Source organism: Rhizobium sp. WW22 (assembly GCF_047041135.1).
Taxonomy (GTDB): Bacteria; Pseudomonadota; Alphaproteobacteria; order Rhizobiales; family Rhizobiaceae; genus Rhizobium.
The window spans coordinates 3,481,325-3,497,291 of the sequence record NZ_CP178198.1 but is presented as its reverse complement, the minus strand read 5'-3'; the positions used below and the strand labels follow the sequence as shown (position 1 = coordinate 3,497,291).

Here is a 15,967-nt window from a genome sequence, read left to right as displayed (position 1 = left end):
GCGCCGAACCTGACGATGAAAATGATCGTCAGGAAAGAGCCATGTTTCAACTTCAACGCCGCGTGCGATGGCCTTTCGTCGGGCTTCAATTGAGCAATATCGCTCTGAATTCCAGCCATGCCTTTGCAGCCGTCCTCTATCCCTGGATCATGTACGATCTCACCCGTAGCGTCGTGTGCATGGCGCTGATCGCTTTCGTGAACGGCATGGTTCTTCTGATCGGCATGGTCTTTGGCGGCTATGTGGCGGAGATGCTGGGCACGCGCCACACCGCGCTCATCTCCGCGAAGATCGGCATGCTGGCGTCGCTGATGATCGCGATCCTCTATATGGCGGACTTCCTGCATCCGGGCACCTTCCTCCTTCTCAGCTTCGCAGGGTCGATACTCGACGGTCCGGCGACTGTCGCCACCGAGGCGAAGACGCCGGAAATCGCGCGGCTTTCGAGGCTGTCATCAGCCGCGGCGGTTTCCATCGACGATACGATCGATGGCCTCTTGCTGTTGACGGCTTCTGCCGCCAGCGCTTTCATCATTGCCGTCATCGGCCCGAAGGATGCGGCATGGTGGATCGTAATCGGCAATTTCATCGCCATGATGCTGCTGTCTTTCAGCCTGCCGCGGTTCCGGCTGGGGCCGGCGCCGAAGCTTGGCGATATCCTCCACGCCGGCAGGCGGTTCCGCACTGCAGCCGTGTCTTTGCCATTCGCTCTTTGCGCAAGTGCGGCGCTCGGCTTCTTCATGGTGCTGCAGATTTTCATCGTGCCGGCTGCCTTGCGCCTGCAGGGTGAATCGGTGGCGTGGCTCGGGCTCTTCATTGCAGCATCGGCGACGGGCACGATCATGATGAACCTGCATCTCGCATCGCGCCATGCCTTACCGGCGCCTACGGCTATCGTTTCCAAGGCTCTGCTCGGCCTAGCGCTTTCGATGGGCATTCTATGGATCGAGATTTCGCCGATGACGATGATGGTGGCCGGTCTCGTTGCCGGATTGGCGAACGGCTGGCTTTCACCCGCCTTCGTCGCGATCCTGCAATTGAAGCCGCCACGCGACTGCCGACCCCATGTGATGGGTCTTTCCTATTCGATCGCTCTGCTATTCCTGCCGGTCGAATACATGCTGACGGGCGCTGCGATGGGTCTGACCTCGTTTCGCACGGCCTGCATCTTTCTGGCATTCTTGCTGTCGCTGGGCGCGGCCGTCGGCGCGGCGTGGGTGGAATCCGCTCGTGATGAGGAGCCGCAAGCAGTCGACTAAAACGAAGGATGGGCAGGTAGGCTGCGCGCAAGGACGCTGATCGGTCAAGAAATGAACTTCACGATCGAGATTGGTAGAGGCGCCATCATCAGGCAACGGACAAAGATCCTGCATACCCATCACGACGCTCCGACTGCTAGACCTTAAGAAATAGTTAAGGAAATCCGATCAACTATCTTAAAATACTAGATAATTTATGAATATTTTTCAATCCTGCAATGTACTCGCAATTCTCACCGGCAAAATGACCTCCATCTCCTGAAGGCGACCCGCTCCCCAAGGCGGTCGGTCCCGGAGAGCAGCAGGAACCGATGTTCGGTTCTCCAACGCAACTGAGACCTTGCGAGCGTCGAGAGTGGCGCATGGGTTTCGTATGGAGTTAGCAATGTCGCTCAGCGTAAAATCGATTCTGTTCGCGGCTCTGGCCATGGCGGCCGCAAACAATGCATCAGCCGCCGATCTTACCACCTACCAGGCCCCGGATGCCTCCGCCTATGACAGGCCGGCGGCCTTTCAGTGGAGCGGCGCCTATTTCGGTGCCCATGGCGGTATCGCCTCGCCTAAGTTCAATCCTTTCGCCAGCGGCAAGGGGCTGACCGGCGGCGTGCAAGCCGGCTACAATTTCCAGGTAGGACCAGGTATCGTCGGCGCCGAACTGGAAGGCTCCTATCTCGGAAACAACGAACTGCACGTACCGAACGGCAAGGTGGAAGAACGCTTCCGCGGCGCGGCCAAGGCCAAGGCCGGCCTGACCTTCGACCGCACGCTGGTCTATGGCACCGCGGGTCTGACGATGACGAAATTCGAAGGCGGCAAGGGCGTTTCCACCTCTGGCGGCTGGAAGCAGGGTTATCTTGTCGGCGGCGGCGTCGAACAGGGCTTCGGCGGCGGCCTGTCGGCCAAGATCGAATATAACTACGTCATGACCAACGACGTCTCCACGACGACATCGAGCGGCAAGTCGAAGACCGATCTGCGCGATCACGTCATCAAGGCCGGCCTGAACTATCGCTTCTGATCGCCGATTTGCAGAGGTCAGCATGTCCTAGTCAAGCCAGGGCATGCGCGAAGGAGAGCGGCGGAGGATGGCTGATCGAACCCCAAATCAGCGCTTTCGCCGCTTTCGATCATGAAAGTCAGCCGCGTCATGCGTACGCAATCGAACCATTCGCTGCCATCGCGTTTCGCACGATCGGCGGTCTTGCGGTTGCCCGAAAGTTGCCGGACAATCCCGGTGGAGAAGTGCAGCGAAGCGATGACTGATCCGCCAAGGGATCCGACTGCATGAGATGCCAAGCCCCGTGGTTCCATGTCAAAGCCTATGGTTACGGAGCCGGCCGGCCTTGCTGCTGGCAGGGCTGGATGGCGCTTGTTATCTATGCGCTGGTGCTGATGGCCTTTATCTTCGTCGGCGGGCCTAATGCGGATAGTCATCCAATCGGCTACGCCACAGCGATCATCGTCCCGACGGCATTGCTGATTTTCGTTGCCTGGTGGAAAAGCGATGCCCCATGGCGTTGGCGATGGGGCAAAATTGACGAACCAGGTCGGGATTGAGTTGTTCCCTTGCGAGCAGCGGAATCATCCGGCTTCCGCTGGGCCGCTAGAGGGATTTATTCGCATTCAAGCGAAGGTTGGCGAAAACTCGTTACATACCAATCGGGACCGGAGCCTCGGGTATAGAAGGTGTAGAAACATTCCGTATGCTCGACGTAACCTGGCGTTTCGGTGACTTCATAACGTTTGCCGCGACGTGTATCCCGGATTTCGCCGCTGGATTGGCCTGACACCACCTGCGTCTTCTGCTTGCGCCATTGATAGGCACGCGCGCCCGGGCCTAGATCATAGACATTATCCGGCGGACCATAGTCCAGCATCACGCTGCTGATCGGCGCGCCAATATAGCTCTTCATGATCTGCGAGGCACAGGCCGGCAGGATTAGCAGGACTATGAGCGCAGCAATTCCACGGGGGAGCTGCTTCATGCGAATGGCAGTCATCAGAACGTCCTTTGCAACTGGAGAGAGATTGCTGGCAGAGGTACGTCTCATGGATTACGGCAGCATTGCGCTTTGCGGCATCAGCCGCTTTTTGTCGGGCGCCCAAGGATCTGGCGGATGCCTTCCTTGCGGAAAGGCTGCGCCAGCTGGCCGAGAAAATTTTTCGCGACCTCGCCGCGGATGCCAATATCCGTCGAAGATGGTCGATCGGGATTGAAATAGGTGCCAAACAGCAGATCGAAGAACACGACATTCTCACCGTAGTTCGTGTTGCCCTCGCGCATGTCCTTGGAATGATGCCAGCGATGCAGTCGCGGCGTGCTGAAGATATAATCGAAAATACCGGTTCGCATATCGACGTTGCAGTGGGTGAGAATGCCCATGAACGCCGTGATCGCACCAAGCCACCAGAAAACCTGGAGCGGTGCGCCCAGCAGATAGATCGGCAGCTAGCTGAGGGCTACCTTGAACAGCGAATCGGCAATGTGGAAGCGGCCTGTGTTGACGACCCATAGCCTGATAACGCTGTGATGCAGCGCGTGAAAGCGCCAGAAGAACAATCTTTCATGGGCGATCCGATGCGCCCAGTAGAGGCCGAATTCCGCGACGACGACAGCGATCGCCACTTGAAACGGCATGGGTGGTGCCGTCGGCCACAGATCGAAGCGGGCACCGGCGAACGGCTGCAGCACAGTGGCCGTCAGCATCGGGAAAACGGCGCCGACTAGTGCAAACAGTTGCACCGCCCCCTTGGTCAGCAGCGTATGGGCGACGTTATTAGCCGTCTCGCCATCAGGAAGCAGCCAATGCCGCTCATAGGGAATATAGCGTTCGAGCAGCAAGAGCAGCAGCACCTCGCCGGTATAGACAAGCGCAAAGCCAAACATTGGCCGTTCGCTCTCGAAAGCGAAATGAGTGAGAAGCAGGCCAGAGAAGAACACCAAAGGCCAGGACGACAGCGAGAGGACCGTTTTCATTGCCAATCCAGCCAGTCCAGCAGCTCCCGGCAAGATCGGGGCTGGCCGTCGTTAAAACGCCCGTTGGTACATGGATTGATAAAGGATCGTCGTGTACGGCTATATTTTTCATCCGGCCAGTCGCGCCATCGGTCATGCCGCCAGGCGCGCCGCAACTCCTCGCAACTCTTCGGACGCCCGTCGCTCACGCGGCCATCGGTACATGGGTCATATCTATATTGAACGAGGAGAGGGTGCCGATTTCTGCGCTCCGAACCGAGTTCGGCGGCCGATAGAGAGGAGCTGCCGACCGCCAGGATGCAGGCCAAAAGAAGAAAAAACCGCATAACCACCCGCCTTTGATTGCTTTGATGCACGGATGGTCTGCGAAGCAGATTACGGGAGCATTGCGTTATTTCGGGAAAATGTGCGGCTAGCTTTTCGACAGACGATTGCCAGGGCAGCTGCGGGCTTGGCTAGTATTGCCATGGCTAGGAGCTGAGGGGGATAGATTATTGGTTGCGGGGGCCTAGCCCATGAAGACTTGTAGATTTTCAAGCCTCAGGCTGGGCTTGAGGCAATAATTTCGCTTTTTGCCGGCGGTCGGCATGACGGCGCACCGGGAACATATTTAATCGCCTAAAGCGAGGATGATCTGACGCCGGCGGCGAGCCGCCAAGCTTCAGGTGTGATGGTCATCGATCTTGTGAAGGCGCCAACAAAATTGACGACTTCCGGATATCCGCATGCTGCGGCTATGTCCGCAAGCGAGAGCTCACCATTCCGAAGCAACAGACAGGCGCGTTCCAGACGCGCTTCTCGAAGCCATTCGTGGGGTGTCATTCCCGTCGTCTCACGGAAAGCGCGGATGAACGCAAATCTTGGCAGATCGCAAAGGAGAGCGATCTCGCTGATTGAAACCTTAGCCGCAATCCTGCTTCTCAAAAGCTCTTTTGCGAGATGCTCCTGCTTCTTCGAAAGCGTCAGTCGGCGATCTGGCGTTCGAAGGCGTCCGTTCCCGTAGGTATGAGCCAGGTGAACGCCAATCGCAGTGGAGATCTGGTCCACAAAGAGGCGATTACTTTGCTGCCTTGCTCCACATCCAATCAGCGTGCGCAACAATCCGGCTAGCAGCGCATCCGGACGTGCGGTCGTGGTTGCCAGGGCAGAAACGTCTCCCAAGTCCGATTCTGCCGCGATCTCCTCAAGGTCAGAGCCCGAAATTTGCGCCAGAATAAAGTCAAACGAGCCGCTCAAATCGGCTTTGTAGGACTCGCGCAGATCACGAACATAGATGTGGCTCTCGTTAAAATCGTGAACGGTCGAGCGCTGCCCATCGAAAATCCGCCTGCGGTGACCACGCTGAACCGAAAGACCAATTAGATATCCATCTGCACCTGCCGGGGTGGTGACTCTTCCTGGTGCCGTTTTCGATGCCTTTCTGAAAAAGGTCATGTTACCGGCGAAAAGCTGCCAGTCCTCATCGAGCCTCTCCACCGTGCATCCGAAGGAATCCCTCTTATGTTGGACCCTGACGCCAAGTCCGTCCATCGCCATTGGTAGTGCCTCTCGGTTTCAACGAAACTCGGTAGAGCCCCGCCCCGCATTGTTCAGTTAGGTATAACTTGATGCCCGCGTCGAATCCATAGGTCGCCTCATATGCCGCTGCTCCGGGAGCTTCCGATGCCGAGCCGTGAAGTCGACATTATCGCACTTGACGCAAGCACCAGTAATCATCGAACGATTTTTTGCAAAGATTCGCTCAGTGAGTTTTCCTGTGCCGCCAAGCCGCGGGCGTGGAGCCCGTTTCGCGTGCAAAGACCTTGGTAAAATGGCTTTGATCGGTGAATCCGCATTCGGCCGCGATATCCTTGAGCGAGTGCGCGGACGTCGGCAGAAGGTCTTTGGCATGATCGATCCGGATTTTCATAAGCCATTGATAGGGCGTTATTCCAGTTGCTCTACGGAATTCCCGAGTGAAATGATTGGGCGATAGCCCGGTTGCAGACGAAATCTCGACTACACTCAGTTCGCGTCCTAAATTTTCGATCATGTATTCTTTAGCGGCCTTCTCCTGCTCCACCGATAGAGAGCTGGGCGAAACGCCGTTGCACATGAACTTATCGCAGTAATCGTGAAGCAAGTGAGCGCAGACTGCGAGCGCCATGGACTTCAGGAGCGCCGGCAGGACGAGGCCACTTGCGTCGAACAACGACACGAGAGCCGTTGCCAAATTTGACAGAACCTCATCCGGATGCCGCCTCTTGCAAATGAGCTTGCTATTTCTCGTAAAAGTCGAAATCCTTGCAATCTCCAGAAGAAGCGCCTTGGGCAGGACGAGCGCAAGAGCGTGGAGATCGCTATGCAATTCAAAGGCCGCGCCGTCGAAAAGATCGATGAGACATATTAATCCCCGTCGATAGGAATTGACGGCAGTGCGGGTACCGTATCGGTCGATGTCGGCGTGGAGCGCATCTTCAAGGTATATCATAAGGAGATAGGCATCCGAGGTCGGAATCCTTGCCTCCTGAAATTGGCCGCCCCCCAGAGTCTTTGTCAGCTTCGCCGCATAAAAGACAGCCGATTCCACTGGCACCACTTCCAGAACCGCCGCCTCCGGTATGCCGAAATAACTCCCGATACCCGCTCCGCTGAAATGTTCAGGGCTCAACCGTCTCTCCCGTCCAACCTTAAGCACATCAGCCCAGATACCCTCCTCCAGGCTAGAACATACTGGAACGGATATATTCGACAACTAGCAATCACAATCACAGCCGCCGCACCGCGCGCCGAGATTGCTCTTTCGGCGTGGCGTCTTTTTATGTGAGCATTTCGCGCAAATGTCGGCATCTAACGTTCTTTCCATCGCTTCTCAAGGTGCTTTCCATTAGGTCTCAGCTACGCCGACGTGACATGAAGCTCAAACGCTTAAAGCTTAGATTCAAGTGTTTGCACGCCGCGACTGCATGACCGAAGTCGCAGAACCGAAAGGAGGATTTCAAAAGGTCCGAAAGACTACCCCCGACAGACCGATCTTCGATCCGCGCGTCGAAAGGGTGATCAGTTTTGAACGAAAGGCTCGTTCTTTGACGCATAGCTCCGTCTTGTAAATTCCACCTATGGTGCGGCTAAAATCGCTGTGATAGCGTCCGGATAATTCAAAAAAACCTCAGTTCTTGCAACGGAGTTAGACGGATGCCAATCTTGACGGTCCGCGACGACACGCGTCTTTATTACAAGGACTGGGGCAGCGGTCCGGCGGTTTTTTTCAGTCACGGTTGGCCGCTCAGCAGCGATATGTGGGAAAATCAGATGATGTTTCTTGCATCCCATGGCTACCGAGTTATTGCCCATGACCGTCGTGGATTCGGCAGGTCGGATCAGCCCTGGCATGGCTATGACCACGACACGTTCGCAGACGATCTCGACGAGCTCATTCGCACGCTGGATCTAACTGAGGTCACGCTGGTGGGCTATGCCATGGGCGGCGGCGAAATCGCGCGCTACATCGGCCGCCATGGTACGGATCGGGTGGCTCGTGTCGTTCTCATTGGAGCAACCACTCCCAAGCTTGCACAGAGCGACGATTATCCATGCGGCGTTCCCGAGCCCGTCTTTGAGGGCGTGCGCGCCGGCTTAAGAGCGGATCGGGCCGAATTCATGCGCGGCTTTGCCCGGCTGTTTTTTGGCGCGGACCGTGACGGCACGACAGTTTCCGAAGGAAGTATGATCCAGTTGCACCAGATCGCCATGCAGGGTTCCTTGAAGGCGGCACATGATGCGATCACCGCATGCGCAGCCACAGACTACCGCGGCGATATCAAGCGGTTCAATGTTCCGGTGCTGATCATTCACGGCGAAGACGATGCATTCGTCCCGTTCAAGGCCACGGCCGAACAGGCTATTCAGCTCATTCCCGAGGCCGAGCTAAAGGTCTATGAACGTGCTCCGCATGGCCTATTGTTCACGCAAAAGGACAGGCTGAACCAAGACCTGCTTGGTTTCTTGCGGCGATGAGTATCGACGCGTCATATGAGGTGACTGCCGATGGCGGCCTCATTCATTTCATGCCGATGGGCATCCTCCGCCTCTCGGCGAAAGATGCATGGAATGTCATCGCCAACCTTCGGCCGATCGAAATAGGCAGTCACGCGTTCGAACTTAGTCAGGACGTCAGCTGCGCCCTTGGCAACGCGTGCCTTATCGAGCAAGCCAATCCTAGTGCCTGCGCACTGCTTCAGGTCAAAAATCCAGCGATGATCCTCATGCGGCCAATCGCATCGGTTCTCGCGGAAGATGCGCTAAAGCATTTTACGGAAGGCCTCTATCAACTCTTTCAAGGTCGAGCTGCGATCGCCTATGACGGCAATCTGACGGTTGCAGGCGGGGGCGAACATCAGGTCGCTTTCAATCTCTGGCAGGTTGAGCGGGACACTGCTTCACACGACATCTATCTGAGCTTCTCGAGCCTTCGTGAGAGAACATCGCTCGAGCAGACAAAGGATGGCCTGCAAAGCGACCTGGCGCGCTCGGCTCGCATCTCGCTGCTGGGAGAGATGACCGCCTCGATTGCCCATGAGGTCAATCAGCCGCTCGGGACCATCGTCGCGAGCGCCGAGGCTGGATTGCGGTGGCTGTCCAGGGATGAGCCTGACATCGCCGAGGCCAAACTCCTGCTCGAACGCATCGCCAAGAACGGCAAGCGCGCGGCCGACGTCATCACAACGATGCGGGCAATGGCCAGCAACAAGAAGTCGGAGCGCCTCCCGACCGACATCAATTCGGTCATCGAGGAAACGATCCTTCTCCTGCGAACCGATTTCGCCAAACGTCAGATCACCCTGCGCCTCGATCTTTCGCCCACGCTTCCACTTGTGAAAGCTGACAAGACACAGATCCTGCAGGTGATCGTCAATCTCGCCCTGAACGCCACCCAGGCAATGTCGGACGGACAGGCCTGGAACAGGACCCTGTGCATTCGCACCCGGCAGGGCGGCGCTGATGTCATCGTGGACGTCGAAGACAGTGGACCGGGGATTGATCCTCATGTTCGCGAGCGACTTTTCGATAGCTTTTTCTCCACCAAGGAAACTGGCATCGGCATAGGTCTTGCCATTTGCCGTTCGATCATAGAAGCGCACGGGAGCCGCATCGAGCTCCAGTCGACGCCCCACTTGGGAGCACGTTTCAGCTTTGGCCTTCCCGTGGAGCAGACGCACGCAGATGGATAGGCAGCAACAGCCTGCAGGACGGCATTGCCGAAGAACCAGCCTTCGTCTCAACCCGGTTTGGATATGAACACGACACCAATTGTGCATGTCATCGATGATGATCATGACTTGCGTCTTTCGCTCGACAGCTTGCTTCGCTCCGTCGGCTTGAAAACCGTGCTCCATGAGACGGTTCCAAATTTCTCCGTCTTCTCGGGCTCGGGCGGGCCTTGCTGCGCGCTGGTGGACGTGCGGCTGCCAGGCTTTAGCGGACTCGATTTCCAGGACCAGCTCCTGAAGAACGAGAAGTCCATCCCTTTGATCTTCATGACCGGTTTTGGAGATATCCCGATGACGGTCCGCGCGATGAAGGCTGGCGCCATCGACTTCCTTCCGAAACCTTTTAGAGATCAGGACATGTTGGACGCGGTGTCCCGAGCATTGGAGATCGACCGTCAGCGACGGTCAAAGGATTCCGAGGTGTCATCATTGCGAGCTCGCTACGAAGAGCTCAGCTCCCGCGAAAAGGAAGTGATGGCGCTGGTCGCGATAGGACTAATGAACAAACAAATCGCCGGCCGGTTATCCCTGAGCGAGGTCACGGTCAAGATCCATCGCGGCGCGGCGATGCGCAAGATGGACGCTCGCACGCTGGCCGACCTCGTCAAGATGGCTGAATCTCTCGGGCTGAACGAGGCCTAGCGCGCCCTATTCCGCAATCACGCCGATTTCCTTCAGGCTCGACGCGAGCTCCTCAAAACCGAAGGGCTTGGTGACGAAGCCTCGCGCACCGCAGCCGTAGGCCTTTTCCTCCAGGTTCGACGCGCCGCTTCCAGTCATCAGGATGATCGGCAGTTCCTCGACCTCATGACGGAGGACGTCGATAAGGTCCAGGCCATTCACCTTCGGCATGTTGATGTCGCTGATGACGCAGGCGAAATCCAGGAGATTGGCCCGGTTGACCAACAATTCGGCGGAATTGAAACATTCCACCTTGCACCCGAACGAGCGAACAAGGCTACTCAGCGCCGCCAAGAACTCAGCGTCATCATCGACAATCCCTATAAGGGCGGTTGGTGGCATCGCAGCTTCTTTCATACGCACCGATCCAAGATGCTTTCCGACTGAGCATAGTGAGATATCTGGATCCTTCAATCATTGCGCGCCGCTTTGCTAGCTTCTTTCGCTTCTGACGTAGTCCGCACACAAAGCGAAGCCTCCCTAAATTGTCCATTCTTCCGCGCGTGAGACCTGTGTCAGAGCAGTGCCTTGGCGGCGTCATTCCGTCAGGCGGCGACCGCCCGGCTTTCTGGACTTGTCATGTACCGTCGCCAGGCGCTCGGGGTCGTTCCGGTCACACGCCGGAAAATTCGCGAAAGATGGGCTTGGTCCGCCAGCCCGCAATCAAGCGCGATTTCGCAGAGAGGGGCGTCGCTGTTCAGCATGCGATATTTCGCAAACTCCACCCGGCGTTCGACGATATAATTGTGCGGAGAAATGCCGAACGTCACCTTGAAGGCGGCGGAAAAGTAGCTGGTACTGAGCTTTGCGACCTGTGCCAGTTCATCGAGAGCGATCGAATGCGATATGCGCTCCTCGATGTAGCTCTTCACGCGATTGATCTGCCAGGGAGCGAGGCCGCCGGAGGGGTTGCGCTGGCGCTCGGCGGCTTCGACCACGACTGAGAACGGCTTCAGCAAGTTGGAAGCCTGCTTCATGAGATCGATCGCGATCGTCTCGTCTTTGTCAACACAACGGATCGCGCACAAAAGAAGGGAAGATACTTCCTCCGCGGTTTCCGTCGCGACGTTCTTGAAAGTGATTGGGGAGGCATTGTGGGCGAAAACAGCGGCAGCGGACATCGTCTATCTCCAATGTGACCCTTTAAACTTCATGAGGTCATCTTGGAACGACCGGGCTGCCGACGAAATCGTACACAGATCCGGTTCCAGCACACATGCGTCTTAGCGGATCATACCAAGGTATTATCGGCGCGAAACTCTTGGAGGTAGATTCGATCGGCCACGCCTCTGAACCCGTTGAGTCCATTGACAAACTTCGCGAGCCAAACCTAGGTTCGGGCCGGAAGTATGCCAACCAAACCCTGCCCCGAACGCAAAGGGAGGCGCCGTGCGTCCACGAAACCTCGCCTCATTTCACGAGCTCAGTACGCCGATGGTCTTCGTCCGCGCTGAGGTTGCGTTCAGTTTGCATCTGTTAGAGCGGCGGCGTAATTGGCGGGGATCCAGAAGAAATGCCCGTCCTTCGCCTTCACATGGCCGAGGCCTGGGAAGGATATGTGGGCCGCTCCGATCCAATAGCCCTTCTTTGCCGCGTCGGCGAAAATCGCGAGACGCTCGCTTTCCGCCATTTCGGCATCGCTGTCATAGGCGACCGTCACGGCCGGATCAGGGAATTGCACGGCGCCGACATGAACGACATCGCCCCACAGCAGCAGCTTGGCACCGTTGCTCTCGACGTCGAAAAAGCTATGACCGGGCGTGTGTCCCGGGCTGGCGATCGGCTTGATGCCGGGAGCCAGTTCCTCACCATAGGCGAACGGCTTGAAGCGTCCCGCGTCGATGTAAGGCTTTAGCGATGATTTGGCGCCTTCGAACATCGATTTCAGGAGTTCCGGAGCCGCTGCTTCATTTGCATCCTTCAGCCAGTAGTCAGCGTCGGTCTGACTCACCCTGACCAGGGCATTCGGAAAGGCCATCTCACCGTTCGGCGCCACGCCGCCGACGTGATCGGCATGCAGATGGGTGAGATAGATCTCATCGACCTGCTCGGGGGCATAGCCAGCCGCCCGAAGATTCTCGATCAGGTGGCCGCAGCATTTGCCGTAGAGGCTGCCAGCGCCGCTATCGATCAGGATGAGCTTCGGTCCGGTATTGATCAGGAAAGCGTTGATCGATCCCGCGACTGGAACGGCGAGCTTGCTTTCGGCAAGCAGCGCATCAGCCTCACCTGGAGCGGACTGATCGAGCGGCACGCTCTGACCGTCGCTTAACGATGTCTTGGTGAGGACTTTATGGACCGGAAACGGATGCGTGCCGTCGGACAGGGCGGTGATTTCGAAGTTGCCGAGCGTCATACGGTAAAAAGCTGGCGCCTGGGTGCCGACCTTTGGGGCACCGGCTGACGCATATCCACTCAGCAGGATGACAGTGAGGATCGAGCAAAGAACGAACAGGCCGAGGTTTAACGCCAGGCCCGCAGCCCTCCGCGGCCGGCCGCAAGAGCCGGCAAGCAGAACTCTGTAGTTCATAAGTTTCTCCTGTTTTTAGGGGACATGTTGGTCCAACGCGCTGTGCGGCGTCGCGCAGCGCTGCAATTTGTTCGGGAGCTGGCACGTTGCGCCGTCAGATTAACGATAGCGGTCGACAATTCGCATTTTTGGGCGGTTCGCTTCGATGCGATATGGCGCGAGTGGAGCCTCCTCTCGGCCGTTACTCGTTGGCGACATCGACTTCGGGACGATCGTCTGCCTCGACATGCTCCTTGTGCCAGGAGCCGTCTTCAGACTGAAAGACGATCTCTGCATCGCGGCCCTCAAGCTGCTGCCTGCGCGCCGCACGCTGGGCTGCGGCGCGCGCCGCCGAGTGGCTTGGATAAGGCTCCGACCAGACATCCCCCAGCCGATAGGCCCAACCCCCATCGTGTCGGCCAATGTGATATGTGAGATGCAAAGGCGCGTTTTCTTCATTCATGATCAATCCATTTCTTGGCGTTTCGCAACGTCACAAACGCTGTGCAAATGCGGCGGCTTGCCGGTTAGTCAGCAAGCCTTCGTTCTCCGCCGCAGTTTAGGAAAAGCCGGCCAGTCCGTATTGTTTGTTTCTCCGCTCCATGGACGTTTCACCTGCCGATCTCGGCCGATGGACCGGCGGCATTCGAAAGTCTTAGCGAGACCATACGACCGTATGATTTGCGGCCATTGGCTGAGTTGCTACTGTCAATCGTCACCTCGAAAGAGGTGGGTAGCGCTCTCCTCCCCGCTACCAGCTTGCGCTTCGGTTCCCCTTCCCGAAGCCTGCGGATAAGCGTCCGCCAGACCGCCCAGTCGCCCCTGGGCGGTCTTTTTCGTCGAACTATATCTTTTAATTCGGGAATGGATCGAAGGGGCAATCGCTGATGAGGTCGGCGGCACCGCCACCGTCTCAGAGAGCCGATGCGCCCAGCCGACGGCCATAATCCGCGATACTCTTTCCGACCGGCAGTCGTTCTTTCTGGTAGCGTTCGAGCGCTTCGGAGAGATCTTCGGAAGCCAGCAACGCTTCTCTCAGCGCGAGCGTGTCGCCGGCAGCCTTCGAGACACCCATCGCCGTATGTGGCCGAACGACAAACGCTGCGTCACCAATGATGGCCGTATGCGCGGATACGATATTTGTCGCTTCAAAGTCGAAGATTCCTTGAATCGAAGGCAGGGATTCGGCTTCGATTGCCTTGACCAACGGAGGCGGCAACATCGAGGCGGCATCCGAGCGGAGCATTTGTAACCGCTCCTCCGACAAGGCGCCTCGCGGCAAAGAATAGTCGAATATTCGGCCATCGGCGGCAGTGAACAGCGTCTGCAGTTCGTCAGACGCAACCGGCCGGTACCAGACCCAATTATATCGGCGCTCGCCGGGACCGGTTTCACCGCCCGGGCCGGGAACGAGATAGCCGAGAACATGGATCCCGCTCGTCACGTAAAAGGCGAAACGGTCCAGCAGGACCGCGGCATCCTGCGGCAATGCTGTCTCCGGAATAAGACCGCGCCAGGCCACGTAGCCGGCGAACCGGTTCGACGCGTCCCTGTTGAGCAGAGGACGAACGACCGAGCCGAGGCCGTCCGCGCCGATGACGAGATCGGCATCTTCCCGACGGCCATCGGCGAACAGGAGCTGAGCCCCTTCCGCGCCTTCGACCACATCGACCACGGGTTTCCCGATCTGATAGCTTTCGGCCACCATATGGGATGCAACGGTCGAATAGAGGAAATCCCAGGAGATCTGCATCTGCGGTGTCCGCGATGTCTCCGCGATGCTTCCGTCCCGATTGAAATAGATCCGCTCCTTGGCGACGACACCGACGCGGGCAACATGCTCACAGCCGATGGCGCGCAGGATCCTGAAGAGATCATGCTGTCCGACAAGACCTGCTCCCCGTCCGGCCAAGCCGGACGGAGAGCGTTCGTAGATTTTCACGTCGTGGCCATCACGCTGGAGGAGGATGCCAGCAAAGAGACCTGCAAGCGATCCTCCGACAATCCGAATACGCAGCCGCTTCATGGCAATCTCCTATCGCGCGCTGGCAGCCGTGGTCGAACGGGCACGATGTTCGACCGCACGAATGGCCAAGGCGACCGCCGCAAGTAGGGCGCCGAGGACACTGACGCCGATCCAGCCGCCATACCCCCAAGCTGCAGTCGCCAGCGCCGCACCGATCGCGCCACCAAGGAACATTGAGGTCATGAAGATGGTATTCAGTCGGCTGCGAGCATCGGCATCGAGCGCGTAGACGATATGCTGGTTCGACACGAGCGCACTCTGGATGCCGAAATCGAGGATGACGACACCGATCACCAGCGCGGCGAGAGAGGCCCACAGGCCGAAGATCAACCAGGCGACCAGCGTCAGAAAAGCGCCCATCCAGACGACGAAATGCGGTCCACGGCGATCGGCGATCTTGCCGGCAAGCGGAGCGGCGAAGATGCCAGCTGCGCCAACGATCCCGAACAGGCCGGCGACATCGGCGCCGAGGTTGAAGCGCGGCGTCTGCAGGTAGAGCGCCAGGATCGTCCAGAAAGCCGTGAACGAGCCGAAGAGCGAGGCCTGCATCAGTGCGGCCGTTCGAAGCGCCCGTTCCCGCTTCCACAAATGGGCAAGTGACTTGATGGCGCTATGATAGGCCATGCGCGAGGTCGGACGATGATGAGGCAGAGCGAAATACATCAGGACTGCTGCGCCAAGCGCCAAAGGCACGCCGATCCAGAACATCTCGCGCCATCCGGCATGCTGACCGACAAATCCGGACAATGTTCTGCTGAACAGGATTCCGGATAGCACGCCAGCCATGACAGTGCCGATTGTCGAACCGCGCTTCTCGGGGGAGGCAAGCGAAGCCGCAAAGGGAACGATCTGCTGGGCGACCGTTGAACTGGCACCGACGACGAGCGAAGCCAGCACGAGCGACCAGGCGGTAGGCGCTACTGCCGCGAGCGCAAGCGCGACCGAGAGAATGATAAATTGGCCGATGATCAGCTTGCGCCTATGGACGAGGTCCCCGAGCGGAAGCAGGAAGAAAAGGCCGAGTGCATAGCCGAGCTGCGTGGCGGTCGGGATAAAGCCCGTGACCGGCTGGTGCTGGAATTCGTTCTCGATGATCCCCAGCATTGGCTGATTGTAATAGATATTCGCCACGGCGATGCCGCTGGCAGCCGCCATGGCAAATAATGCCGACCTCGAAAGCTCTTTCGACATTATCGGCCGATGTTGACTTAACGCGTCCATGATCCTTGCCTTTCTGGCTGAAAAGATATGCTGTTATCTAGCTTT

At 57.8% G+C, this 15,967-nt stretch carries 15 protein-coding genes and 1 pseudogene; 6 read left to right on the top strand and 10 right to left on the bottom strand.

Annotated features, from left to right (window positions below):
- Positions 1–41 precede the first annotated feature (41 nt).
- From ACK83U_RS16980 to ACK83U_RS16970, 3 genes are all read left to right on the top strand, one after another.
- Positions 42–1,259: an MFS transporter gene (locus ACK83U_RS16980; protein WP_112609755.1), complete on the top strand. Its 1,218-nt coding sequence runs from the start codon at positions 42–44 to the stop codon at positions 1,257–1,259.
- A gap of 385 nt (positions 1,260–1,644) precedes the next feature.
- Complete coding sequence (locus tag ACK83U_RS16975) at positions 1,645–2,277, top strand: outer membrane protein (protein ID WP_112609753.1); 633 nt, start codon at positions 1,645–1,647, stop codon at positions 2,275–2,277.
- Positions 2,278–2,543: 266 nt separating this feature from the next.
- Positions 2,544–2,816 carry a hypothetical protein gene (locus ACK83U_RS16970; RefSeq protein WP_112609751.1) on the top strand — a complete coding sequence of 91 codons (273 nt, stop codon included), beginning with the start codon at positions 2,544–2,546 and terminating at the stop codon, positions 2,814–2,816.
- A 56-nt stretch (positions 2,817–2,872) separates the two neighbouring features.
- On the opposite strand, the gene ACK83U_RS16965 is transcribed toward ACK83U_RS16970, so the two are convergent.
- The 4 genes and pseudogenes from ACK83U_RS16965 to ACK83U_RS16950 all read right to left on the bottom strand — a co-directional run bounded on the left by ACK83U_RS16965 (position 2,873) and on the right by ACK83U_RS16950 (position 6,886).
- Entirely contained in the window at positions 2,873–3,259 is a 387-nt protein-coding gene (locus tag ACK83U_RS16965; RefSeq protein WP_112338850.1) for a hypothetical protein, read from the bottom strand.
- Positions 3,260–3,339: 80 nt separating this feature from the next.
- A pseudogene (locus tag ACK83U_RS16960) lies at positions 3,340–4,236 on the bottom strand (sterol desaturase family protein).
- Between the two features lie 618 nt (positions 4,237–4,854).
- Positions 4,855–5,712 (bottom strand): helix-turn-helix domain-containing protein, encoded by an 858-nt coding sequence (locus ACK83U_RS16955; protein ID WP_162708071.1) that lies wholly within the window; start codon positions 5,710–5,712, stop codon positions 4,855–4,857.
- 265 nt (positions 5,713–5,977) lie between these two features.
- The gene (locus ACK83U_RS16950) at positions 5,978–6,886 is read right to left on the bottom strand and encodes a helix-turn-helix domain-containing protein (protein ID WP_112609747.1); all 909 of its coding nucleotides are present in this window, start codon (positions 6,884–6,886) and stop codon (positions 5,978–5,980) included.
- A gap of 524 nt (positions 6,887–7,410) precedes the next feature.
- On the opposite strand from ACK83U_RS16950, the gene ACK83U_RS16945 reads away from it, so the two are divergent.
- From ACK83U_RS16945 to ACK83U_RS16935, 3 genes are all read left to right on the top strand, one after another.
- On the top strand, positions 7,411–8,232 hold the full coding sequence (locus ACK83U_RS16945; protein ID WP_112609745.1) for an alpha/beta fold hydrolase: 822 nt from the start codon (positions 7,411–7,413) through the stop codon (positions 8,230–8,232).
- Positions 8,229–9,446 carry a sensor histidine kinase gene (locus tag ACK83U_RS16940; RefSeq protein WP_112609743.1) on the top strand — a complete coding sequence of 406 codons (1,218 nt, stop codon included), beginning with the start codon at positions 8,229–8,231 and terminating at the stop codon, positions 9,444–9,446. Before ACK83U_RS16945 ends, ACK83U_RS16940 begins: the two co-directional genes overlap by 4 nt.
- Before the next feature lie 63 nt (positions 9,447–9,509).
- Positions 9,510–10,127, top strand: a complete 618-nt coding sequence (locus ACK83U_RS16935; RefSeq protein ID WP_112609741.1) for a response regulator transcription factor — start codon at positions 9,510–9,512, stop codon at positions 10,125–10,127.
- A gap of 6 nt (positions 10,128–10,133) precedes the next feature.
- Here the strand turns inward: ACK83U_RS16935 and ACK83U_RS16930 are convergent, their stop codons facing one another.
- From ACK83U_RS16930 to ACK83U_RS16905, 6 genes are all read right to left on the bottom strand, one after another.
- Positions 10,134–10,523 carry a response regulator gene (locus ACK83U_RS16930; RefSeq protein WP_112609739.1) on the bottom strand — a complete coding sequence of 130 codons (390 nt, stop codon included), beginning with the start codon at positions 10,521–10,523 and terminating at the stop codon, positions 10,134–10,136.
- 188 nt (positions 10,524–10,711) lie between these two features.
- Positions 10,712–11,287 carry a helix-turn-helix domain-containing protein gene (locus tag ACK83U_RS16925; RefSeq protein WP_112609737.1) on the bottom strand — a complete coding sequence of 192 codons (576 nt, stop codon included), beginning with the start codon at positions 11,285–11,287 and terminating at the stop codon, positions 10,712–10,714.
- A 341-nt stretch (positions 11,288–11,628) separates the two neighbouring features.
- Positions 11,629–12,696 (bottom strand): MBL fold metallo-hydrolase, encoded by a 1,068-nt coding sequence (locus ACK83U_RS16920; protein ID WP_112609735.1) that lies wholly within the window; start codon positions 12,694–12,696, stop codon positions 11,629–11,631.
- Positions 12,697–12,877: 181 nt separating this feature from the next.
- Entirely contained in the window at positions 12,878–13,138 is a 261-nt protein-coding gene (locus ACK83U_RS16915) for a DUF2188 domain-containing protein (RefSeq protein ID WP_246712225.1), read from the bottom strand.
- 450 nt (positions 13,139–13,588) lie between these two features.
- Entirely contained in the window at positions 13,589–14,701 is a 1,113-nt protein-coding gene (locus ACK83U_RS16910; RefSeq protein WP_112609733.1) for an FAD-dependent monooxygenase, read from the bottom strand.
- Between the two features lie 9 nt (positions 14,702–14,710).
- A complete protein-coding gene (locus tag ACK83U_RS16905; protein WP_112609731.1) occupies positions 14,711–15,922 on the bottom strand; it encodes an MFS transporter in 1,212 nt (403 codons plus the stop codon).
- Between the last annotated feature and the right edge of the window lie 45 nt (positions 15,923–15,967).